Genomic DNA, 21460 nt, shown 5'->3' on the forward strand with positions numbered 1-21460 from the left:
CCCCTTGTTTGATCAAGGGGATTTTTTATTTTAGCAAAGCTGTAATTTACTTTGCTCTTCTGCGCCACTCTCTACAAAGTGACTAAAACCCTGTTCATCACAGCTTAAGGTCAGTTGCTTATAGCTCATGCTACAAAAACCTTCATATTGCTTAAATACCAAAGGTGACTGATCCAAAGGAAGTGCCTCATGCTCAGGGATCAATTTATGAATCCCGCGATCATTCATGGTCAATAAATAGTTTTCTCCATTCAACTCAAGTTTCACCAAACTATTGGCTTGAACAGTTAAAGGAACTAAATACTGTGAATTCGCTCCAATGATGTCCGCCGCATAGCATTCAAGCTTTAAACTCACCAAGTTAAACACAAGGAATGTCTGCTCAGTCGTTTTGACATTGGGAGATGGTACCGTTGCTTGTTGCGTCTGATGAAGTTGAATGCCCAGTTTATGCAAATTCTGAACTGTGCCCTGCTTTAAGTTAAACAGTTGTTGCACCAGTTTTTGTTTTAGAACAGCATCAAAATAACGTTCATCTAGCGCTAAATCTTGATTTTCCAATATCTTCAATAATGCCTGCGGATGTCGCGGCAATAAAGCATCAAGTACATGACGATAATAGAATTTGCTTTGTTTTTTCACTTCTCTAACACGCTTATAGAAATAAGTGATGTCAAAAGGCTTCTCAACAAAATCATTGAGCAACTGTGAACTTGCCAATACGGCTAATGCTTCATGCCCCGTAAAAGGCAAATGAATCACATGCATCTTCGGCAGCAAAGGTTTTATTTTTAAGAAATGCTCTTTATCTTCAGTAAAATAAGGATCGTAAACAATCAAATATTCACGATCCGAATCCACTTCATTAGCCTGAATTTGCATGTCCTGATGGATAGATGGATCAAAAAATTCTGCATAACGGCGATCTTGCACAACATCTGGATCAATCGAATATTGTGGAACAAAAGCCACGATTTTCTGCATATTCAAAAGTTTTGAATACTTAATCGCCGCATAGCCGCCCATTGAGCCGCCATAACCCACAATTCCTTTAAATTGTTGCAAGATCGGCTGCACATATTGCTGCATTTGCAACATGCTACTTTTAGGAAACCATGATTTGAGTTTCGGCATGATACCGATAACATTGTACTGATATTTTATTAATGATTTTTCAGCATTAATTGACATGCCTTTCGCTCGACTAATCAAATCGCCGAACGAAATCACCAAAGTGTCACTTGAACCTTTTAAAAAAATAACGCGAATGTGTTCATCTTCAAATAATATTTGCTTATCCATGCTCACACTAAAAATTGATTTTAGGTCTGTAGCAAAAAGGCATCAAATGATGACTTTGCCAAACCCTAATTGCGGAGTATCTTATTTTATAGAGATAAGACAGATTAAAAAGCGCAAAAAATGACACAATCCCTGCATCCAGCTGCTCAAAAAGGCTTTAGTTTAGGTGCTGAACTGTACCAACAAGTTCGCCCCAGTTACCCACAAGAAATCACCTTTTGGCTGCAAGATCGACTCAAAATAGATGAAACTTCCACTGTTGTTGATCTCGGTTCTGGGACTGGCAAATTCTTACCTTACCTCAATCAAACGCAAGCAAATGTCATCGCAGTTGAACCTATTGCTGCAATGTTGCAACAACTTCAACAAGCACATCCGCTGGTGGAATCTGTACAAGCGTTTAGCCACCAACTTCCATTTTCATCCACTTCAATCGATGCTGTGATTTGTGCTCAGTCATTTCATTGGTTTGCGAATATAGAAACCTTAACCGAGATACATCGCGTCTTAAAGCCTGCGGGGCAACTGGGTCTAGTTTGGAATCAACGCGATACCAATGTTAATTGGGTAAAGGCCTTAGCTGATGAAATTGCCCCCTTGGAAGGCGATACCCCTCGGTATCACAGTGAGCAATGGAAAAAAGTATTCGAGCAGCAAACGCTGTTCAAACTGATTAAGTTAAATACTTTCCAACTTTTGCATCATGGTACAGTAGAACAAGTGGTCAGCAACCGACTACTTTCAACTAGCTTCATTGCAGCAATGCCTGAAATAGAACAGCAACGTCTAAAAGCGAAGTTTGAACAAATTGTATTTGATTTTACAGGCTTAACTGCGCAAGATCAGATTGATTTCCCATATACCACTTATGCTTATCAATTTCAGAAAGCTTAAATAAATTAAATTACCAATCGAGTTGTTCTATGCCTCATTTAAAAACGACATTTGCACTGACTTTTATGCTCGGCTCAGTACTACTACTCAGTGCGTGTAATAAAGACCCTGAACCTACTGTAAATAAAGATAATCAAACAAACTCAGTGAATGATGCAATTGGGCAATTAAATCAAACCCCGATCAAACAATTCCCTGCTACAGCTGATGATGCACATGATATTGCGATCCTTGATGATTACGATCGTCGCTTTACAGACATGAGCGATAGTATGGAAATCGAATTGGCTAAAATGAAAGAGGCCAATACCTTAACACCTGAGTTCGAACTGCAACGCCAGAAAGACAATATCAACTCAGCACTGGTGATGCTCAAAGATTTAGAACTAAAGACAGAACAAGGTCGTTATATCCAAGGTCTGCTCTATGATTATTGGGAAAACCAAGCCAAAGTTTTACAGCAAGCAACACAATCCTCATCCACACAAAATGTAGATACAGCCAAGCAAGTCGATCATTTAAATGAATACCTGCATGCTCAAAGCCAATTACATCATTGGAGAAGTTCACTTGCTCCTGAAGCCAAAATGCAAGCTGAGTAAAACCCAATAAAAAAGAGGGCATCTGCCCTCTTTTTTAATTTATATATTTTAAATTTTCTGCTTTTCAATCCATTGAATCGAATTCACACGGAATAACTCACAAGCACCATCACCTGTATCGGTCGGCGATAAAGAGGATTTCCAAACTAAATGTTTATCTCGAACCTCAACCAATTCACCTTTTAATTGCACCAAATCACCACGTTTAACTTGCTTAATCTGCTGTGCGATCTCAGGATTGGCAGGAATGATGTGCATATTCGAGACCATTTGCATGGCGATATCTGTTGGAACTGGTACCTTATCCATTTTCCAATTTAGATAACGATCATATTGATTCACTGAAATGGTACGAGCAATCTCAGGGTTGGCAAATAATCCCCAACTCACCGCATAATCTATCGGAGAAAATTTCGCTTGTTCGTCATCCTGATACACTTTTGAACCTAAAATCCGAAAATTGCCATAAAACGGTTGTAATACAGAGATAGACTGATCTTTGGCAACAGGTAGCAATCCATTTGCAATGTTATATTCAATATCGCTTTTAGATGCATGCGCCTGTCCAATTACAGCAACCATGCATAAACTCATCCATAGACGTTTTTTCATGGCTTATACTTCCTCAAAAATGTTGCTGAGTGCAAATAAATTAATCATTAATTTCATAGTATGCTTAGATGGTGAAAAAAAGTGCTTTTTTTAGTAACAATCAAAATCACTTTAGTCATATTTTTGTGCTTCTATTTTGCTAACTTATTTTTAAAAATCTAAAAAATGGATTTCCATGATTTATCAATTTTATCAGCGTCGAGTCTTTCCTCATCTTCTGAACCAAGTCATGCAAACTGCGAGTTTGATGGACAAGCGTCGTGAATTATTACTCCCGATTGAAGGTGAAGTACTAGAAATAGGATTTGGAACAGGTCTGAATATTCCTTTTTATGGCAACGTCGATGCGCTCTATGCACTTGAGCCAAACCCTGATATTTATCACCTTGCAGTTGAACGTGTGCAACATGCCCCGTTCAATATAAAACATGTGCAATCTAGTGCTGAGAAGCTTCCATTTGCCGATGCATCTTTAGATCACATCGTATCAACATGGACCTTGTGTAGTATTCCTCAACTTGATCAAGCCTTAGCTGAAATCTACCGTGTGCTTAAACCTACAGGAACATTTCATCTGGTTGAACACGTCAAACATCCCGACTCAGTCAAGATTCAGTCCTTACAAACACTACTTACCCCGATTCAAAAACGGATTGGTGACGGTTGCCATCTGAATCGAGATATTGAGCGAAGTTTGGCTCAAGCCAAATTTAAATTTATCGAAAAGCAATACTTTGATGCTGAAGGCATTCCTGTGATTGCACAAAAAATGTTATTGGCGCGCGTACAAAAAATTGATTTGGATCAGCTTTCTTAATCTTGAAAATCAATACGCAAGGTTTCGAATCGAATTCGTCCTTCACGCACCGCTTGAGCAATAGCTTGCTGTCCTTTGCTCAAGCGCGCCCCACCACTTTTAATATCTAACAAAATAACTTCAATATCTTCCGCTTCGCCATCTCCATCACGGAAATCGGTATATCCATCAAAGATCACATAATCAACTGGATCACCTAAGAATTTGGCATCACTGGGCAAATACTGAAACTCAGGCAAGATCGGTGCAAATTGCTCAGCCATTTTCCCTTTGAGTACTGCTCGGCTAGTATTCACACTGCGTTTTTGCGCATCTAACAATGCTTGCTTATGTTCTAACTCTAGCTCTGCAATATATTTTTCGTATTCTGCTTGGATACGTCCATTTCGAGTATTGGATAAAATAATGGTCGTGATTACCACCCCAATACACGCCCCAATCAGCATAGCCAGCCAAACCGACATAAAAAACTTCCTTTACTGCAACCCCGCTATTTAACTGCAACATTAAACTTTTGTCATGTGTAACACACTCGTGTAAAAAAGATGCTAAGGTATAGCGAAATACGAAACATATGTTAAAAAATCTAAGTTCATGAAGACAATATTAATTGCGAATCAAAAAGGTGGTTGTGGCAAAACCATGACAGCGATTACCCTCGCTACAGCATTATCACAAAAGGGTTATAAAGTTGCGTTGGCCGATGCCGACAATCAAAAATCATCATTACAATGGTTGAAACAAAGACCTAATACGGTCGCTCAAATTCAAAGCCTTGATTGGCGTCATGAAAAATCTATCGGCGAAGCACCAAAACACTTAGATTACTTAATTATTGATGCGCCGGGTGCATTGTCTGGTGAACACGCTGAACAACTGATCAGTGAATCGCATGCCATCGTGACACCACTACAACCGTCTTTCTTTGATATTGATAGTACCCGTCGTTTCTTAAAACACTTACAAGACATCAAACGTATTCGTAAAGGTAAAGTTCAAATCTTATTGATTGCAAATCGTGTGAAACCGAATAGTGCAAGCTCTAAAGACATTCAGGACTTTTTTACCAAAATCGAGCAAGAACCTGTTGCATGGATTTCAGAGCGTAGTGCATACGGAACTTTAGCGATGCAAGGCTTGAGTATCTTTGATAAAACACAGAAAAACTTTGTGACGATTCAGAGCCAATGGCAACCCGTTTTAAACCAATTGGTTGATGATCCAAGCGAGTGGTTTTAAGCTTTGCAACGAAAGGTAATCTTTTGATATTAAATCTTAAAATAAAGAAATGAAAATTTCCCTATATGGCTTTTTCAGTTAATATGGATTGATTCAATTTCTAGCACTGAGAAAATCATGGTGCAACAATACGCTTCCACATTACAACGCGTTTTGCTGTTTGGACTGTTCTTTGTCTTAATGTTTTTGGGATTTAGTATTCTTAAATACTTTATTGTCCCTGTGCTTTGGGCAGCAATCATTGCCTATATGACTTGGCCTGTATATCTATGGGTACAACGTCGTTTTTTTGGTGAAAACCGACCTACTCTCAATGCTACGATTATGATCACCTTGGTCATACTCGTGATTGGAATTCCTTTTATTTTTGCAATTTTCATGCTGCAATTAGAAGGTCGTAATTTATATTTTAATTTGCAAAAACAGCTTTTCTCAGGGCATGTTCAAGTTCCCGATTTTATTAAAAATCTTCCGATTATCGGCAAGGACATTAGCCGTACCATTAGTGAGTTAAGCAGCGATCCAAATAGCATTACCAAAAATGTTGCTGAATGGATTCAAAGCCATCTCAGTTATGGCCGATTTGTTCTCAGCGAAATCAGCCGTAACTTAGTTAAACTCACCTTTGCCATCATGACGCTGTTTTTCTTCTATCGTGATGGGCAAATGATTCTATCTCAGGTCAGCCGTGCTTTAGAAATGGTGATTGGCCCGCGTGTACATCATTATTTAGATACCATTTCTGAAACCACTCGTGCTGTGGTCTATGGCGTTGGCTTAACCGCTGTTGCACAAGCACTTCTTGCAGGTCTAAGTTATTTTGTAGCTGGCGTACCCAACCCAATGCTACTAACTTTCGTCACCTTTATCTTAGCGTTGATTCCTTTTGGTACACCGATCTCTTATCTCGGCGTTGGACTTTGGTTATTCTCACAAGGTCAAACCGTTGAGGCAATTGGTGTTGTGACTTGGGGTATCTTAATCGTGAGCAGTGCCGATAATGTCATCCGTCCATTGGTGATCTCAGGGGCAACTAAAATTCCATTCCTACTGATCATGTTTGGTGTATTAGGCGGTATTGCTAGTTTTGGCTTGGTTGGTTTATTTATCGGTCCTGTTATTTTGGCAATCTTACTGGCAATCTGGCGTGAATGGTTACATGAGAATGTACAAGAACCTATTGCTGCCATTGAAGCCCCCCCCGAGTCAAAATAGGGTTTTATTTAGACCATTAATCATTTGATAACGAATCTCACTTGCGAGTTGTTCAATACTTTGTTTGAATCAAGATGATAAAGACAATAGACAAGGACAACTCGCGATGTTTTCAACATTACCTAAACTTTCTTTTTTGACCGCGGTGATCTTAAGCTTAACAGCTTGCTCATCCGCGATACTCGATGGCAATGCCACGACTAAAATTCAGAAACAAAGCACAGCCGCCGATCAGAAGCATTTGATCCCTGTACACCTCGTCAGCGCAGATGGTGTAGGTGCATCAATCGGGACAGTCTCTTTTCAAGAAACCCCTAAAGGCCTGCTCATCACACCTGCGTTATGGAAACTTTCTCCAGGTGAGCATGGCTTTCATATCCATGAAAATGCATCCTGTGATGCTGCAATAAAAGATGGAAAAATGGGAGCTGCACTGGCTGCAGGCGGTCATTTAAATCCTGAAAATATCGCACATCACGGTACACCACAAAATGGTCATTTAGGTGATTTACCCGTATTAGTTGTGAATGAAAAGGGATTTGCTACAACACCTGTGATTGCACCACGTTTAAAAATGGCAGATGTCCAAGGACGTGCGATTATGATCCATGCGGGTGGAGATAATTATTCAGATGACCCGCTTCCTCTTGGCGGTGGTGGTGCTCGCATCGCATGTGGTGTGATTAAGTAAATGTTTGCTGTGGGTATCTTCTCAGTTATCCACAGCTTAGCTGTTTTGTAATCACATTTATCCCGAAAGCTCACGATTTTTGAAGAAATTAAAACTGCGCATGAATTTTGCATAAGATTATTATTTGAAAGTTCAATTAATTAATCATGCTAAAACTGAGTGCAAATTGCTTGTCCTATGCTGCTTCCTTTTTGGAAGTTTATTCGTATGATCAACCTAAATAAATTAAAGAACAATAATCGTGAAAAACTTCGCCCTGATATTTAATCGTTTTCGCTCTAATTCTATTTTGTTGTATTGCCTACAAATTTTGATCGTACTGTGCGGCACTACATTGGTTCTCCATCACCTAGGACTTGGACAGTTCATTGTTCCAGTGACTTTAGGTGCGATTGCTGCGGCACTGACTGATTTTGATGATCGCTTGAGTATTCGTTTGCGGAATCTGCTCTATGTCTGCATTTTATTTTTTAGTGTCAGCACAATTTTAGAGTTTCTCGCACCTTACAAATTTTGGTTCATTGTTTATTTAAGTGTATCAAGCGCAGCACTCATTCTAATGGGTGCTTTAGGTCAACGTTACGCTACCATTTCTTTTGGCACAATTTTACTGTCGATTTACACCATGTTTGGGCTGGGTGAATACCCACATTGGTATCAGCAACCGAGTTATTTTGTGCTTGGCGCACTTTGGTATGGTCTGACTTCGATTGTATTTTTTATTATTCGCCCCACCCTCCCATTACAAGAAAAGATCTCTGCAATTTTCAAAGATATTTCCGTGCTTTTACATACTAAGGCACGCTTATTTGATCCAGATAATATTGATAATGTTGAAAGCTTACTATTTGAGTTATCACAGAAAAATACCCAAGTCGTGAATAGCTTAAATCAAGCCAAAAACTCACTTCTCACTCGTTTAAAAGCATCTCGCGTCAATAACACCAGTATTTATTGGCTCAACTTATATTATTTTGCCCAAGATATGCATGAGCAAGTCACTTCAAATTATCTGCATTATGAAAAAATTCATCAGAATTTTAGCCGCAGTGATTTGATTTTCCGTATTCAAAAAAATATGCATCTGCAAGCGGTGGCTTGTCGTAATTTAAGCCAAGCTATTTTACATCATCAAGTGTATCAACCGAGTTTGGAAGCAACGGCGGCTTTAAAAAATCTCGAAGATTCCATGCAAGATTGGGTACAACAGCACCCTGATAATATCGAGGTGAAAAATCTGGAACTAATTTTAAATAATTTAAAAAGTGTGCATGAACAATTTGCACAATTACAATTTAGTCAAAACCTCGAACATCATGCAGCAGAACAACACCAAGATCATCTCAATTTACTGGATGATGACATTCAAGGTGCACAAGACTTTATTTTAAAAATCAAACAACAGCTTAGTCCACAATCAGCGCTATTTCGTCATGCCGTGCGTCTTGCAGTTGTGTTTGCAATTGGCTACGCAATTTCCTTGTTACCATTTGCGCAAAATGGTTATTGGATTTTACTTACCAGTTTATTCGTGTGCCAAATTACTTATTTTGCAACCAAAAGTCGTTTAAAACTCAGAACGATTGGAACATTGCTTGGTGTTCTGCTGGGTGTACCGATTCTATATTTTGTGCCGAGTGTTGAAGGACAACTCATTATTACCGTGATTTGTGGGGTCTATTTTTTCTATTTAAGACAAAAGAAATATGCACTGGCAACGGTCATGGCCACTTTGATGGTGTTATTGATTTTTAATTTAAAAGGCGCGGGTTTTAGTATTATCGTACCGCGTATTATGGACACACTTATCGGCTGTGCCATCGCATGGTTAGCCGTTAACTTCATTTGGCCTGACTGGAATTTCCGTAATATTTCCAACAATATTAAAAAGAGTAGCCAAGCCACACTGCAATATTTGCACTTAGTGATCCAGCAATATCATGACGGACGGGAGCAGAACTTAGCTTATCGCACCACACGGCGTGCCGCACATAATGCTCAAATTGAATTATCGAATATGATTTCCAGTTTGAGTACTGAACCTCAACCAAACCAAGAACTCATTCAACACGCCTTTCGTTACTTAGTTTATAGTCACAGTCAGCTCAGTTATGTGTCTGCATTAGGACATCAAAGAGAAAAAATTGAAGATCCTAAAGCACTCGAACTATTAAATCGTATAGAGAACTTATTGAATCAAACATTGCTGCAACAAGTACCTATTCCAGAACATTATCTGGATCATTTATTACAAGATATTGAACATTTACATCAACAAAAACAGGTCTCTAGCAAGCATCAACTATTACTAAAACAAATGACCCTATTGCTTGAGACCCTACCAGAACTCGTAGTTTTAAAAAACAAACTACTCGAGTTGGAAATTAAATAATGCGGCGATCAATAACTTAGAATTAATTCAATCCTTGTTGCTGACGAACTTGCATATGCTGCAACAAGACTTGACGCGGGGTGCTAAACCAAATCGCGATCAATGCAAAGCTGACTAAAGCGAATGCCCAGATATGGAAATGGGTATATAACACACGAACCAGTTCAATGATCACAAAGAAACTCATCATCAACAACATTGACACTGATGCGGCAACCGTTCCCTTTGAAACTTCAGAAGACATCAAGGCAAAACGATACATCACTGAGAAACTAATCCCTTCACCGAAGCTGATCAACGTCATTCCAATCAATAAACAAGGAACAAGATAAGCGTTCCAGATCACACCAGCGATCAAGAATAACGTGCCGAGGAACATGATCGGTAAGCCCATCAAAATGGTCTTGCCTAATTCAAAACGATCAATAATTTTGATTAAAACGATATTTCCTGCAATTAAACCAAAGAACACAGGGAATTGCGCTAGACCATACTGCACACTACTCAGTTTTAATTCATCAACTAAGATAATCGGCGATAATGCAATCCATAGCATCAACGGCATACTCACCAAAGGCAGTGCTAAGGTAAACCCTAAAAATTGACGGTCAGTAAAGACTTTTTTAAAGTCATCAAACATATAGCTGAACGGTTGTTTGGCACGACTTTCCTGATGTGCTGGCATAAATTTATTTAAGCCAAACCAACTCAAGAAAGACACCAAGGCAATCGCTACAAAGCCCCAATGCCAAGACACATAATCAATTAAGAATGCACCTAAAACAGGACCAAGCAAGGGTGCTAATAAAGAAATATTCGCCATTAAAGCCATCACTTTAATTGCATCACGCTCAGCAAAGGTTTCCTGAATCGCAGCATAACCGACTGCTGAAATGACAGTTAATCCAATCCCTTGTAAGAAACGCAAGGCAAGAAACTGCTCAATATTGTGGGTCAGTAAAATGAGCAAGCAACAGATCGTGAAAAATGCCACACCCGCCAATAACACTTTCTTTCGGCCGAGACGATCTGATAATGGCCCTAACAACCATGCGACACTCGCGCCACCTAACAAATAAAATGACATCGACGAGGGTGCCCACGTTGCACTCACACCGAATTGTTCTGTAATCGCCAGCATCGCTGGCTGGATCAAGTCATTACCGATATAAACTGAAAACTCAAATAGCACCAAGGCTAAAGGAAACATGAGCGTTATACGGTTTAACGTCATATTCTGATTATTCGTCATCATGTTGTATTCACAAAAATAACCAACTGGCGTTCGTCCCATTTTCAACAAACGAAAACAGGATCATCACCACAATCATGGTTTAGATTTAAATTAAATTTTGATTTTCATGCTGAGAGAAAGCATGTTGTAAATGTGAAAACACCGTATTCACAAGGTGTATATAAGAAAAACAATCTATTTACGTGAGACTGGTAAATGTTTTACCTTTTGGCAAAATCGCCAAACGCAAATCTAGCACTTTTTTAAAATGACTGCAATTTAATCAAGCCGAATGAATTGTATTGATGTGTGAATAACAAAGAAGTTATCCACAGTTTTGTTGATCTTTTAGGCATGTTCAAATTAAGACGCCCCATTAAGGACAAAGTTCAAACTGGAATTTTTCGGTATTCTCCCCTCGTGCACATTGATAGCTTTGTTTTTTATTGACGATTTTCCAAACATCTTGATCCCTTTTCAGCTCATATTCAGTTCGGATTGCCATAACAGAATCATCTAGCTGCGCTTGTTCCACTGTAATTTCAGCATCCGTTGGATTTTCGGCGCTATTGAATTGTTGATTTATTTTTAAATTGGTCTCGTCATGAAACAAATTGGGCTGATCTGATAAAACGGCATGCATTGCTGTACTTTTTTGTACGGCTGCTTGCTGCTGCGACTGAGCAATTGGTGGACTGCAAGCCGCTAGAAATAAACTACACCCCAAAGCCATCCAAATTTTATTCATTTTCACCGCTCCCACAGACCCAATATGTTTATGCTACTATGCAAAGCTGAACTGCAAAGCAACAATATGTATATGACTTGCAACAGATTTGTGATAATTAGCACTTTATCTATAGTGATCACAAACGATTAAAAGACCTATATTTTTATAATCAATATCGCGTTTTAGGACATAACTTATGCCTGATTTATCTAAAAATTTAACCGTCATTTTACTCGTCACCACAATCTTGGTTGGCTGTTCAAAAAAGGAAGAAAGCTTTGCCAATGATGCCGCCCTTGAAACAGAAAGCGCAGAGCTTAGCAAAGCAATACAAGAAAATATTGCAGAAAATCCCAAACAATTACTTAGCCCACAACAGAATCCTTTAGAAAAAAGCCGCCAATTGGTTAAAACCTCACAACTACAATTTGAAGTCAAAGATGTTTTAAAAACAACCTCAATTCTCGAACAACAGTTATTGCAATACAATGGTTATATCGAAAGCAAACAAATCGATTATCAGATCAGCGATCGTTCTGAACGAGATCGTATCGACGGCAGTGTAGATATTTATGAAAAAATCACACCTATCGCACAACTGACTGTGCGCATTCCGAATGAACAAGTCACCAGCTTTCTCAATAACTTATTGCCATTGATGCTGAACTTTAATACCCAAACCTATGAAGCAAAGCGCTACGAATTAAAGTTACTCGAAGAAAAACTTAATACAGCTAATCAAAGCAACACTGAATCAAATGCAGTCAACAATCAGCTACAACAACTCACTGATCTTGAAGTCAAAGACCGTTTAGCTTACAGCACCATTCGTCTTGAGTATTTCCAACAAGCACAAGTCCGAAAAAGCCATGATCTCAATATTAATCGTATTGCGACCTTGGATAGTGATCCACTCCTTAGCCGCGTTTGGGAAGCAATTAAAATGGGGCTGTATGGCTTTAAAGAAACCATTATTTGGTCAGTGATGTTCTGGCCGCTATATATCGTAATCGCACTGTTTTGGTGGATTCGTCGTTGGTACAAAGCAAGAAAACAATCTCAAGGATAAATGTATTCAATGCATAATTATTGATTTTTAATCAATAGTATTTTGCTTATTTATGCATTTTTACTCATGAATAGATTTTCTAAAATGCGCTCCAGTTTTAGAAATTTATTTTGAGTCATCGCATGAGCAATATTTTAATTATTAATGGTGCAAAACAGTTCGCTCACTCTAAGGGTGAGCTAAATGACACGCTTACTGAGTTTTCAGCATCTCATTTAAAAGTATTAGGGCATCAGGTACAAGTCACTCGTACCAACAGTGACTATGATATTCAAGCCGAAATTGAAAAATATTTATGGGCGGATGTCGTGATTTACCAAATGCCAGGTTGGTGGATGGGTGCACCGTGGACCATGAAAAAATATATTGATGATGTATTCACCATTGGTCATGGTTCACTTTATGCCAGTGATGGTCGTAGTCGTTCTGATGCATCGAAAAAATATGGTTCTGGCGGCTTGATACAAGGTAAAAAATACATGTTATCGCTGACATGGAATGCACCTATGGAAGCGTTCACTGATCCTGAGCAGTTTTTTCATGGGGTTGGTGTAGATGGTGTTTATTTACCGTTCCATAAAGCCAATCAATTTTTAGGGATGGAATCATTACCTACATTTATCGTGAATGATGTGATCAAAATGCCGAACGTACCGAGTTACCTTGAGGCATATAAAAACCATTTAGATCAGATTTTCACATCAAACCATTAAGTGAGAAAATATCATGTTGACAATTATTGCTGAAATTTATACTCACGAAGGCGCTGAGCATCGCCAAGCTGTATTAGATGCTTTCCAAAAAATCATTCCAACTGTACTGACAGAAAATGGTTGTCATGGCTATGAATCTTTGATTGACCATTTACCAGCAATAGAAATGCAAGCACTCAATCAGAATAGCATCGTAATGCTAGAGAAATGGCAAAGCACTGAACATTTAGAAGCGCATATGCAAACTGCACACATGAAGCAATATTTTGAAGCGACCAAAGCGCATGTGGCTAATGTCAAAGTGCGTATTTTAGAAGCTTGTTTTTAAAAACCTCTAATCACTTGATGGTCTTACAGGAGAAAGGAAATCATAGTTTCCTTTTCAGTGTCTTACTGTGATGCATCCTATATAACCTATAGACTTACGTTACTTTTTTAAAAAAGTAACCAAAAACTTCGTCACCCACAAAACCTGTTCACTACTGGGATATATTTACTTATTTTGCAAAAACAATATATTACCAATAGCACGCAGGTTGTGGATGACATTTAGCACAAGCAGATTAATGTATAAATTCAGAGGAAATGCCTTTTATCTCCCCCTGTTAAATAGCAAAAGACATTTTTACTGATAATAATGCTGCTTCAAATGGCGACTATATTCCGTTAAATAACGTTCTAAGCCCTCTCGACGATCAGCTTTTTGCATTTCTTTAGCAGCCAATTGCTCTATTTTGGTTTCCAGTAAATTCAGAATTGCGGTTTGTTCCATTTCAGGAAGTTGAGCTTTTTCTTTTTGCTGTTTTTTAATTTCCAAATAATCTTCTGCCCAATGCCGTAATCGATCATGCTCAGAGACTTGGGCGAATAAATCGGTAATCAATAATTCAGGCATAACTTCTTGCGTGGCTAACTCTGCCGACATCAATCCACGGATCGAATAAAACACTTTCTTATAGGTGAAATTATCTGCAGTTTGCATCACTTTCATACCACCTTTTGCCAGTGATAAATAGTGATGATACAAAGCACTGTAATCGATTCGTTCTAGCAATCCATCGCGAAAGGTTTGCCACTCTGGAAAGGCATTAAAATAAACAATATGCGCTCTGACCCACTCCAAAACAGTAGGATTACTTTTTGCCAAAAGTCCAAACATTTTATCGAGATCATATGAAACGAAGTCAAAATCCCCATCCATGATCTCAATCAAATCACGATATTTCTTATAATCAAAATATTGATCTTTACTCGGCAAATGGAAGCCACGCACATCATAGTCACTGTCAGGGCTTGCCATCCCCCACAAACGACTCCCACTTTCAATATAAAATAATGGGATGTCTGAGCGTTGTTCGAATAGTTTTTCGATTTCTTGATGGATGTTCATGTAGTTACTACTCTTATTATTTTTTACCAAAAATACTCTTTGTAATCTTATGAAATAAAGGCTCGCTTTCTGAACTTCTTAATTCAACAGGTTGCAAAATCAGGAAAGACCTTGCCCTACCATCTTCAATATAAGGATAAAATTTTGCTTTCAGAAATGCAGGTTTTAGCTTTTGATATACTTTATCAGACTCATCACTAAAATAAATACTTGGAAATCCAACTTTTATAACATCACCATTTTCATTAACCAATAGCTCAATTTCTAATTCTCTATTTCCCCAATCTAATTCATATGAATTAAAACTAGGTATCTGTGGAGCTATTATATATCTTGGAGAAGTTTTGACATGTTGGTTAAGTCTTTGAGAACTTAAATCAATATAGTTATATTGTTCCCAATTACAATCCGAATTATTTTTCTTAACCTGCCCAATAAATGAACCATCCTTTGCCATTAAAGAAACATTCATGGTACTTGGATTGACTCTTGTAAATATATTTTGACTTAGTTGATAACAATAAAGTGGAAATAATAAATCAGTAAACATATCAACATATTTATTTGTAGGGCTTTCCAAATCCTTGTTTGATTGAGCTTTCAATAACGTTATATTAAAATTTATCTCCTGAAATAACCCTCTAAAATAAGCAAGGACTTTAAAAGCATCAGAATTAGGAACTATGTCTCTTTTAGGTGTTAGATTGTTTAATTCTTCATATATTTTAGAAGGGTTTATAATTTTATAATTCTTATCTAGAATTCCCTTTTTAACTAAAGCCAAATCTAATTCAGATGGTCTACTGGCTTCACTCAGATTATCATGGGCCCAAACCATTTGAATCCCTGATGATATTAAAAAACATAAAAGAACTTTTTTAAACACAATATTCCCCCGAATAGCTCAAATAGTTAATTTAAAAATTTTGATTATCATAATAAAAAAGCGCATCTTTCGATACGCTTTTAACAGAACTTCTTTTATTTAATCAAGCATTAAAGATCAAATAATTTACCCGGGTTCATAATCCCATTCGGATCAAATGCCAATTTCAATGCTTTCATATATTCAATTTCTTCAGGCGAACGAGAATATTCCAAATATGGCTTCTTGGTCATCCCCACACCATGCTCGGCAGAGATCGATCCATCATATTTTTTCACGGTCTCAAACACATATTTATTCACCACCTGACACTTCGCAAAGAATTCGTCTTTAGTTAAGTTTTCAGGTTTTAAAATATTTAAGTGTAAGTTACCGTCACCAATATGACCGAACCAGCAGATTTCAAAGTCTGGATAGTTTTGAGAAACGATGGCATCAATTTCCGCAATAAACGCAGGTACATGCGTAATCAACACTGAAATATCATTTTTATAAGGAATAAACGGTGCAATTGACTCTGAAATATCTTCACGTAGACGCCATAAGCTTTGTGCTTGATCCAAGCTTTGGCTCATTACGCCATCAACAACCCAGCCCTGTTCCATGCAATGCTCAAAAATCTGCATCGCTTTGTCCATGATTGGCTCATACGGCGCTTCAAATTCAAGTAATACATAAAATGGGCAAGCTGTTTCAAATGGACGTTGTACATGACCACGATCCAAAACTTTTTGCATCGCCACTTCACCGAAGAATTCAAATGCAGTTAAGTCGATTTCTTTTTGGAAAGCATGTAATACAGGCATCACTGCATCAAAATCTGGCGTGCCTAAAACCATCACTTGCAAGTTTTGTGGTTGACGCTCAAGCTTAATTTCAGCTTCAGTGATTAGACCCAACGTTCCTTCGCCACCGATGAATAAATGCTGTAAGGCATAACCTGTGGCATTTTTAATCATGCCTTTATTTAAACGAAGAATATCGCCTTTACCTGTGACAACCGTTAGACCTAACACCCAGTTACGTGTCATGCCGTATTTAATTACTTTGATACCGCCTGCATTAGTACCAATATTTCCACCGATTTGACTAGAACCTGCCGATGCAAAATCAACTGGATAATACATGCCTTGTTGTTCAGCATAATCCTGTAATTGCTCAGTCACGACACCCGCTTGAACGCGTACCATACGATCCGCTGGGAAGAACTCAAGGATTTGGTTCATTTTGTCAAAGCTAATGACGATCTCACCATTATTTGCCACAGCACCCGCTGAAAGACCTGTACGACCACCAGATGGTGTAATCGCAACATTAAATTGATTGGCAAGTTTAACAATGGATTGAACTTGTTCAGTGCTTGAAGGGAAAACGATGACTGATGGGTTCGGATCAAAATGTTTGGTATGATCTCGTCCCCAATTTTCCAAACTATCGGCATCGGTTTTAATACGGTTTTCACCCACAATTGCCGTTAATTGGGTCAATAACTCAGGTGTTAAAGCGACTGAAGCATTCATCGTTTACAGGCCTAGTAAGAAGTAAATATCGGGCTTTTGGATTGCAAATTAATATTTTTCAATATCTTAAATAAAGAAAAATAACATCACCCAAAATATAGAAGCTCTACAGAACAGCTCAAAGCTAGATATATTTAGATTTGAACATTAGATACTTATATTTTACATAGAAGCGCGCAAGGGATAAAGCGCAGGATAAGGATACTGTAATAACAAAATGTGTATAACCAATAAAATTCATGTATTGCTGAAAAATTATCAACAATTCTAGTGAGGTAATTTTAAACGAAATATCTATAACACCAAGCTCTATGCTATAGTACTGCAACTAAATTTTGGCCTTTGTAGCGGAGCCGTAATGAGCCAACATCTATCACTACCGAAAGACAAAATCCGTTTCCTATTGTTAGAAGGCGTACATCAAAATGCCATCGATACATTAAATGCAGCGGGTTATACCAACATCGATTACCACAAAACAGCACTTGAAGGCGAAGCTTTGAAAGAAGCGATCAAAGATGCTCACTTTGTTGGTATTCGTTCGCGTACTCAATTGACTGAAGAAGTTTTTGAAGCAGCGAATAAATTGATTGCCGTTGGTTGTTTCTGTATTGGTACAAACCAAGTCGATTTAAAAGCAGCGATGTCTCGCGGTATCCCAGTTTTCAACGCACCGTATTCAAATACGCGTTCGGTAGCAGAATTGGTTCTTGCTGAAACAATCCTGTTGCTTCGTCGCGTACCTGAAAAATCGAAAGTAACTCATGCTGGCGGTTGGGATAAATCTGCTGTGGGTTCATTTGAAACTCGCGGTAAAACTTTAGGTATCGTTGGTTACGGTTCGATCGGTTCGCAACTTTCTGTTTTAGCAGAAAGCTTAGGTATGAAAGTGATCTATTTTGATGCCGTGACTAAATTACCATTAGGTAATGCACGTCAAGTTGGCTCTTTAGATGAACTTTTAGAAACTGCTGATGTTGTAACATTACACGTTCCTGATGTTCCTTCTACGCGTAACTTCTTCAAGAAAGAACAATTCGCGAAAATGAAAAAAGGCTCTATCTTCTTAAATGCAGCACGTGGTACATGTGTTGTGATCGAAGATTTAGCGGATGCAATCAAAGCAGGTCACATTGCTGGTGCTGCGGTTGACGTATTCCCGAAAGAACCTAAAGCGAATGGTGAAGAATTCCAATCACCACTTCGTGGCTTAGACAACGTGATCTTAACACCACACGTTGGTGGTTCTACGATGGAAGCGCAAGCAAACATCGGTTTAGAAGTTGCTGAGAAGTTTGTTGCTTACTCAGATAAAGGTATGACGCTTTCTGCGGTTAACTTCCCTGAAATTGCATTACCACTTTCTGATGGTCAGCATCGCTTACTTCACATCCACAAAAACGTTCCAGGTGTGTTATCGAAGATCAACACATTGTTCGCTGAACAAGGCATCAACATCTCTGGTCAGTCTTTAATGACTAAAGGTGATATTGGCTATCTCGTTATGGATGTAGATGCATCTGCATCTCAAGAAGCGCTTGATACCCTAAGCCAAGTTGAAGGCACGATTCGCGTGCGTGTATTGTTCTAATAGCAAATTTAGAACAATATAGAAAAAGCCACAGTTTATGCTGTGGCTTTTTTATGGGCGTTTGAATTATTATGCGAATAATATACCAATTGTTCAAAAAATAAGACTTTCTCCCATGCTCAAGACACCTCTACATGCTGTGTTACTACTTATGATCGCCATGTTATGTGTACAAGGCAGTGGTTCACTTGCAAAGATTTTATTCCAAAGCTTTCCCGTTCTTACTGTTTCAGCGATGCGCTTATTTTTTGGTGCAATGATTTTGGCCATCATTTTTCGAATCTGGAAAATTAACTTTAAACAAGTTCGCTGGAAAGCAATCCTCAGTTATGGTGTTGCACTTGCAGGGATGAACGGTCTGTTTTATTTATCTTTAGAACGTTTGCCACTCGGAATTGCTGTTGCTTTTGAGTTTATTGGGCCATTAAGTGTTGCGCTTTATCATGCCAAGCAACGTTTTGATTTCATTTGGGTTGGCTTTGCGATTTTAGGCCTAATTTTGCTTTTCCCGATGCAACAAGCACAACAGGGTATAGATCTCGTCGGTGTATTTTTTGCTGTCAGTGCCGGTGCTTGTTGGGCACTTTATATTATCGCTGGACAAAAACCATCTGGTATTTCAGGCAATCACACTGTATGTCTTGGTATGACAATTGGCATGCTGTGCCTACTCCCTTTTGCGGTATATTCAGGTGCAATAGATCGCGTCTTTGAATTACCAAGCCTCTATTATTTTATAGGACTTGCAATCTTAGCCAGTGCATTACCCTTCACCTTAGAAATGATTGCACTACGCAACTTAACACCGCTTAGCTTTGGTACATTAATGAGTTTAGAACCAGCGGTAGCCGCACTTTCTGGCTTTGTATTTTTAGGTGAAATGCTTTTGTGGAATCAATGGCTGGCGTTGGGCACTATCATCATTGCCTCGATTGGATGTACCTTTACGACACAACATGCACGCCAACAAAAAGAGGCTAAATAAAATGCCTCAACATCTTAAAATAATACAGATCTCACAGTATGATCATCTCGCCTACACCTTAGCTTAACTTATTCGTCTGATCGGTCTCCCATGAAAAATCTCCAGTTGATTGCAGTGTTGTACATGGTTTTATCCATGGTGGCTTATCAAATTAGCGCATCATTTGCCAAACAGTTGATTACCACGCTTGATCCACTCACCGTGACGATTTTAAGGCTGAGTTTCGCAACCATTATCGTTGCGATCATGTTCCGCTCATGGACCATCATCTCTAAGCTGAAATACTTAAAATGGCGTGATTTACTGCTCTATAGTGCATCTTTAGGTTGTATGAATATTTTATTCTATACATCGCTTGGTAAGCTGCCTCAAGGTATTGCTGTAGGTTTAGAGTTCATTGGCCCGCTTGGTTTGGCCTTACTTTCAATCAAACAGCGCAGCGATTTTATTTGGGTAGCATTTGCGATTTTAGGCATTGCACTCATGGTACCCTGGCATGATGCACAGCAACAAAACTTTTCATATATCGGCGCAGCCTGCGCACTAGGTGCTGGTTTCTTCTGGGCACTCTATATCTTCTTTGGACATCGTGTTGCCCAACAAAATATTGGTTTACATGCATTAACTCTTGCAATTGGTATGTCAACCATTGTGATGCTACCGATTGGTCTATGGAGTAATGCGCCTGCTTTACTAGATACTCAATACTGGGGCAAAGCTTTAGTCATTGCGATCTTGGCCACAGCAATCCCTTATGCGCTAGATTTAATGGCACTCAAGCGGTTAAGTAAATTGAGCTACGGAACCTTAACCAGTCTTGCACCTGCTTTAGCAGCCTTAGCTGGATTAGTCATCTTGCATGAACAAATTAGCTTACTGCAATGGGTCGCATTACTTTGCATTATGCTTGCGTCCATTGGTGTAACCTTACGCGGTGAAAAGTCACAAACACAATAAACCGGATTGATCACCATATTGAAGAATTAGGCATCAGTACTTTTGTATTTCTGATATTCAGCAAGATACTTTTTGCCTAATTTGTCTTTTTCACTATCTGCCAAAATTTTTCCTGCTTGTTGAAAAAATTTGTGCTCCTCTTCTTTTAAATGATGATGGACTTTTTCACTTAATTGTTTTGCTACCGCTAACCAACTTGGATTACTCATCTCAGTGTCTTCTAACTGTTCCACTAGTTCATCCATTTCATGGTGTTCAGCTAATGCATGTCGGGTAATATCTAATCCCACATCATCAAACATTAACGGAATATATAAATAACGGTCTTCAGCAACTGAATGTGCATATAATTCTTTTTTGAGCAAAGCAAAAAGCTCTTTGCGCTCATCACTTGATCCACTGGTTTTAATTAATTGATCTGCTAAACTGCGTTGCTGTTCATGGCTTTCCCTAAGTGCTTCAAAGATATTCATTTTTACCTCTAAGATCGGCTAACAACCACAGTACAAGATGCCATAAAGCTGATACGGTGGTGTGTGGCTAAAGACTTATCTTAGAAAGTGTTTGTTTTTTAGACAGCATCGTTTAGGTGTATTTTTGTTGTAAACCTTTATCTTTTGA

General features: G+C 38.5%; 22 protein-coding genes. 13 read left to right on the forward strand and 9 right to left on the reverse strand.

What is annotated here, in order from left to right:
- Positions 1–30 precede the first annotated feature (30 nt).
- The gene (locus F959_RS03890; protein ID WP_004877729.1) at positions 31–1302 is read right to left on the reverse strand and encodes a hypothetical protein; all 1272 of its coding nucleotides are present in this window, start codon (positions 1300–1302) and stop codon (positions 31–33) included.
- A 120-nt stretch (positions 1303–1422) separates the two neighbouring features.
- On the opposite strand from F959_RS03890, the gene F959_RS03895 reads away from it, so the two are divergent.
- Positions 1423–2196, forward strand: coding sequence for a class I SAM-dependent methyltransferase (locus F959_RS03895; protein WP_004877730.1), 774 nt, complete (start codon positions 1423–1425; stop codon positions 2194–2196).
- 29 nt (positions 2197–2225) lie between these two features.
- Complete coding sequence (locus F959_RS03900; RefSeq protein ID WP_004877731.1) at positions 2226–2798, forward strand: hypothetical protein; 573 nt, start codon at positions 2226–2228, stop codon at positions 2796–2798.
- A 48-nt stretch (positions 2799–2846) separates the two neighbouring features.
- On the opposite strand, the gene F959_RS03905 is transcribed toward F959_RS03900, so the two are convergent.
- Entirely contained in the window at positions 2847–3392 is a 546-nt protein-coding gene (locus F959_RS03905) for a hypothetical protein (RefSeq protein ID WP_227499178.1), read from the reverse strand.
- A 193-nt stretch (positions 3393–3585) separates the two neighbouring features.
- Between F959_RS03905 and F959_RS03910 the strand changes: the two genes are divergently transcribed.
- On the forward strand, positions 3586–4227 hold the full coding sequence (locus tag F959_RS03910) for a class I SAM-dependent methyltransferase (protein ID WP_004877735.1): 642 nt from the start codon (positions 3586–3588) through the stop codon (positions 4225–4227).
- Here the strand turns inward: F959_RS03910 and F959_RS03915 are convergent.
- Positions 4224–4691, reverse strand: a complete 468-nt coding sequence (locus F959_RS03915; protein WP_004877736.1) for a Holliday junction resolvase-like protein — start codon at positions 4689–4691, stop codon at positions 4224–4226. The two genes, F959_RS03910 and F959_RS03915, sit on opposite strands and share 4 nt — an antisense overlap.
- A 130-nt stretch (positions 4692–4821) precedes the next feature.
- On the opposite strand from F959_RS03915, the gene F959_RS03920 reads away from it, so the two are divergent.
- The 4 genes from F959_RS03920 to yccS all read left to right on the forward strand — a co-directional run bounded on the left by F959_RS03920 (position 4822) and on the right by yccS (position 9764).
- The gene (locus F959_RS03920; RefSeq protein WP_004877738.1) at positions 4822–5466 is read left to right on the forward strand and encodes a ParA family protein; all 645 of its coding nucleotides are present in this window, start codon (positions 4822–4824) and stop codon (positions 5464–5466) included.
- Positions 5467–5583: 117 nt separating this feature from the next.
- The gene (locus F959_RS03925; protein ID WP_004877739.1) at positions 5584–6681 is read left to right on the forward strand and encodes an AI-2E family transporter; all 1098 of its coding nucleotides are present in this window, start codon (positions 5584–5586) and stop codon (positions 6679–6681) included.
- A gap of 106 nt (positions 6682–6787) precedes the next feature.
- Positions 6788–7372 (forward strand): superoxide dismutase family protein, encoded by a 585-nt coding sequence (gene sodC, locus F959_RS03930; RefSeq protein ID WP_004877741.1) that lies wholly within the window; start codon positions 6788–6790, stop codon positions 7370–7372.
- Between the two features lie 241 nt (positions 7373–7613).
- Positions 7614–9764, forward strand: coding sequence for a YccS family putative transporter (yccS, locus tag F959_RS03935; RefSeq protein ID WP_004877742.1), 2151 nt, complete (start codon positions 7614–7616; stop codon positions 9762–9764).
- A 22-nt stretch (positions 9765–9786) separates the two neighbouring features.
- Here yccS and craA read toward each other — a convergent pair whose 3' ends face one another.
- The gene (gene craA / locus F959_RS03940; protein ID WP_373278693.1) at positions 9787–11016 is read right to left on the reverse strand and encodes a chloramphenicol efflux MFS transporter CraA; all 1230 of its coding nucleotides are present in this window, start codon (positions 11014–11016) and stop codon (positions 9787–9789) included.
- A 358-nt stretch (positions 11017–11374) separates the two neighbouring features.
- Positions 11375–11746, reverse strand: coding sequence for a hypothetical protein (locus F959_RS03945; protein ID WP_004877746.1), 372 nt, complete (start codon positions 11744–11746; stop codon positions 11375–11377).
- A gap of 178 nt (positions 11747–11924) precedes the next feature.
- Between F959_RS03945 and F959_RS03950 the strand changes: the two genes are divergently transcribed.
- The 3 genes from F959_RS03950 (at position 11925) to F959_RS03960 (ending at position 13838) form a co-directional block, all read left to right on the forward strand.
- On the forward strand, positions 11925–12797 hold the full coding sequence (locus F959_RS03950; RefSeq protein WP_004877747.1) for a DUF4349 domain-containing protein: 873 nt from the start codon (positions 11925–11927) through the stop codon (positions 12795–12797).
- 122 nt (positions 12798–12919) lie between these two features.
- Positions 12920–13510 (forward strand): NAD(P)H-dependent oxidoreductase, encoded by a 591-nt coding sequence (locus F959_RS03955; RefSeq protein ID WP_004877750.1) that lies wholly within the window; start codon positions 12920–12922, stop codon positions 13508–13510.
- A gap of 13 nt (positions 13511–13523) precedes the next feature.
- On the forward strand, positions 13524–13838 hold the full coding sequence (locus F959_RS03960; RefSeq protein WP_004877757.1) for a putative quinol monooxygenase: 315 nt from the start codon (positions 13524–13526) through the stop codon (positions 13836–13838).
- Positions 13839–14135: 297 nt separating this feature from the next.
- Here F959_RS03960 and F959_RS03965 read toward each other — a convergent pair whose 3' ends face one another.
- The 3 genes from F959_RS03965 to F959_RS03975 form a co-directional block, all read right to left on the reverse strand.
- Positions 14136–14900 (reverse strand): nucleotidyltransferase domain-containing protein, encoded by a 765-nt coding sequence (locus tag F959_RS03965; protein ID WP_004877759.1) that lies wholly within the window; start codon positions 14898–14900, stop codon positions 14136–14138.
- 16 nt (positions 14901–14916) lie between these two features.
- Positions 14917–15786 (reverse strand): hypothetical protein, encoded by an 870-nt coding sequence (locus F959_RS03970; RefSeq protein WP_227499176.1) that lies wholly within the window; start codon positions 15784–15786, stop codon positions 14917–14919.
- A gap of 110 nt (positions 15787–15896) precedes the next feature.
- Entirely contained in the window at positions 15897–17306 is a 1410-nt protein-coding gene (locus F959_RS03975) for an FAD-binding oxidoreductase (RefSeq protein WP_004877763.1), read from the reverse strand.
- A gap of 358 nt (positions 17307–17664) precedes the next feature.
- Between F959_RS03975 and serA the strand changes: the two genes are divergently transcribed.
- The 3 genes from serA to F959_RS03990 all read left to right on the forward strand — a co-directional run bounded on the left by serA (position 17665) and on the right by F959_RS03990 (position 20839).
- Positions 17665–18897 (forward strand): phosphoglycerate dehydrogenase, encoded by a 1233-nt coding sequence (gene serA / locus F959_RS03980; RefSeq protein WP_004877767.1) that lies wholly within the window; start codon positions 17665–17667, stop codon positions 18895–18897.
- Between the two features lie 115 nt (positions 18898–19012).
- Positions 19013–19882 (forward strand): EamA family transporter, encoded by an 870-nt coding sequence (locus F959_RS03985; RefSeq protein ID WP_017196766.1) that lies wholly within the window; start codon positions 19013–19015, stop codon positions 19880–19882.
- A gap of 90 nt (positions 19883–19972) precedes the next feature.
- Positions 19973–20839, forward strand: a complete 867-nt coding sequence (locus F959_RS03990) for an EamA family transporter (protein WP_004877770.1) — start codon at positions 19973–19975, stop codon at positions 20837–20839.
- A gap of 26 nt (positions 20840–20865) precedes the next feature.
- On the opposite strand, the gene F959_RS03995 is transcribed toward F959_RS03990, so the two are convergent.
- Complete coding sequence (locus F959_RS03995) at positions 20866–21312, reverse strand: hemerythrin domain-containing protein (protein ID WP_004877772.1); 447 nt, start codon at positions 21310–21312, stop codon at positions 20866–20868.
- Positions 21313–21460 lie beyond the last annotated feature (148 nt).

Source organism: Acinetobacter venetianus RAG-1 = CIP 110063 (genome assembly GCF_000368585.1).
Taxonomy (GTDB): Bacteria; Pseudomonadota; Gammaproteobacteria; order Pseudomonadales; family Moraxellaceae; genus Acinetobacter; species Acinetobacter venetianus.

Coding starts and splice junctions, on each gene's coding strand:
- F959_RS03890 (WP_004877729.1), bottom strand. CDS start 1,302: ATGGATAAGCAAATATTATTTGAAGATGAACACATTCGCGTTATTTTT.
- F959_RS03895 (WP_004877730.1), top strand. CDS start 1,423: ATGACACAATCCCTGCATCCAGCTGCTCAAAAAGGCTTTAGTTTAGGT.
- F959_RS03900 (WP_004877731.1), top strand. CDS start 2,226: ATGCCTCATTTAAAAACGACATTTGCACTGACTTTTATGCTCGGCTCA.
- F959_RS03905 (WP_227499178.1), bottom strand. CDS start 3,392: ATGAGTTTATGCATGGTTGCTGTAATTGGACAGGCGCATGCATCTAAA.
- F959_RS03910 (WP_004877735.1), top strand. CDS start 3,586: ATGATTTATCAATTTTATCAGCGTCGAGTCTTTCCTCATCTTCTGAAC.
- F959_RS03915 (WP_004877736.1), bottom strand. CDS start 4,691: ATGTCGGTTTGGCTGGCTATGCTGATTGGGGCGTGTATTGGGGTGGTA.
- F959_RS03920 (WP_004877738.1), top strand. CDS start 4,822: ATGAAGACAATATTAATTGCGAATCAAAAAGGTGGTTGTGGCAAAACC.
- F959_RS03925 (WP_004877739.1), top strand. CDS start 5,584: ATGGTGCAACAATACGCTTCCACATTACAACGCGTTTTGCTGTTTGGA.
- sodC (WP_004877741.1), top strand. CDS start 6,788: ATGTTTTCAACATTACCTAAACTTTCTTTTTTGACCGCGGTGATCTTA.
- craA (WP_373278693.1), bottom strand. CDS start 11,016: ATGACGAATAATCAGAATATGACGTTAAACCGTATAACGCTCATGTTT.
- F959_RS03945 (WP_004877746.1), bottom strand. CDS start 11,746: ATGAATAAAATTTGGATGGCTTTGGGGTGTAGTTTATTTCTAGCGGCT.
- F959_RS03950 (WP_004877747.1), top strand. CDS start 11,925: ATGCCTGATTTATCTAAAAATTTAACCGTCATTTTACTCGTCACCACA.
- F959_RS03955 (WP_004877750.1), top strand. CDS start 12,920: ATGAGCAATATTTTAATTATTAATGGTGCAAAACAGTTCGCTCACTCT.
- F959_RS03960 (WP_004877757.1), top strand. CDS start 13,524: ATGTTGACAATTATTGCTGAAATTTATACTCACGAAGGCGCTGAGCAT.
- F959_RS03965 (WP_004877759.1), bottom strand. CDS start 14,900: ATGAACATCCATCAAGAAATCGAAAAACTATTCGAACAACGCTCAGAC.
- F959_RS03975 (WP_004877763.1), bottom strand. CDS start 17,306: ATGAATGCTTCAGTCGCTTTAACACCTGAGTTATTGACCCAATTAACG.
- serA (WP_004877767.1), top strand. CDS start 17,665: ATGAGCCAACATCTATCACTACCGAAAGACAAAATCCGTTTCCTATTG.
- F959_RS03985 (WP_017196766.1), top strand. CDS start 19,013: ATGCTCAAGACACCTCTACATGCTGTGTTACTACTTATGATCGCCATG.
- F959_RS03990 (WP_004877770.1), top strand. CDS start 19,973: ATGAAAAATCTCCAGTTGATTGCAGTGTTGTACATGGTTTTATCCATG.
- F959_RS03995 (WP_004877772.1), bottom strand. CDS start 21,312: ATGAATATCTTTGAAGCACTTAGGGAAAGCCATGAACAGCAACGCAGT.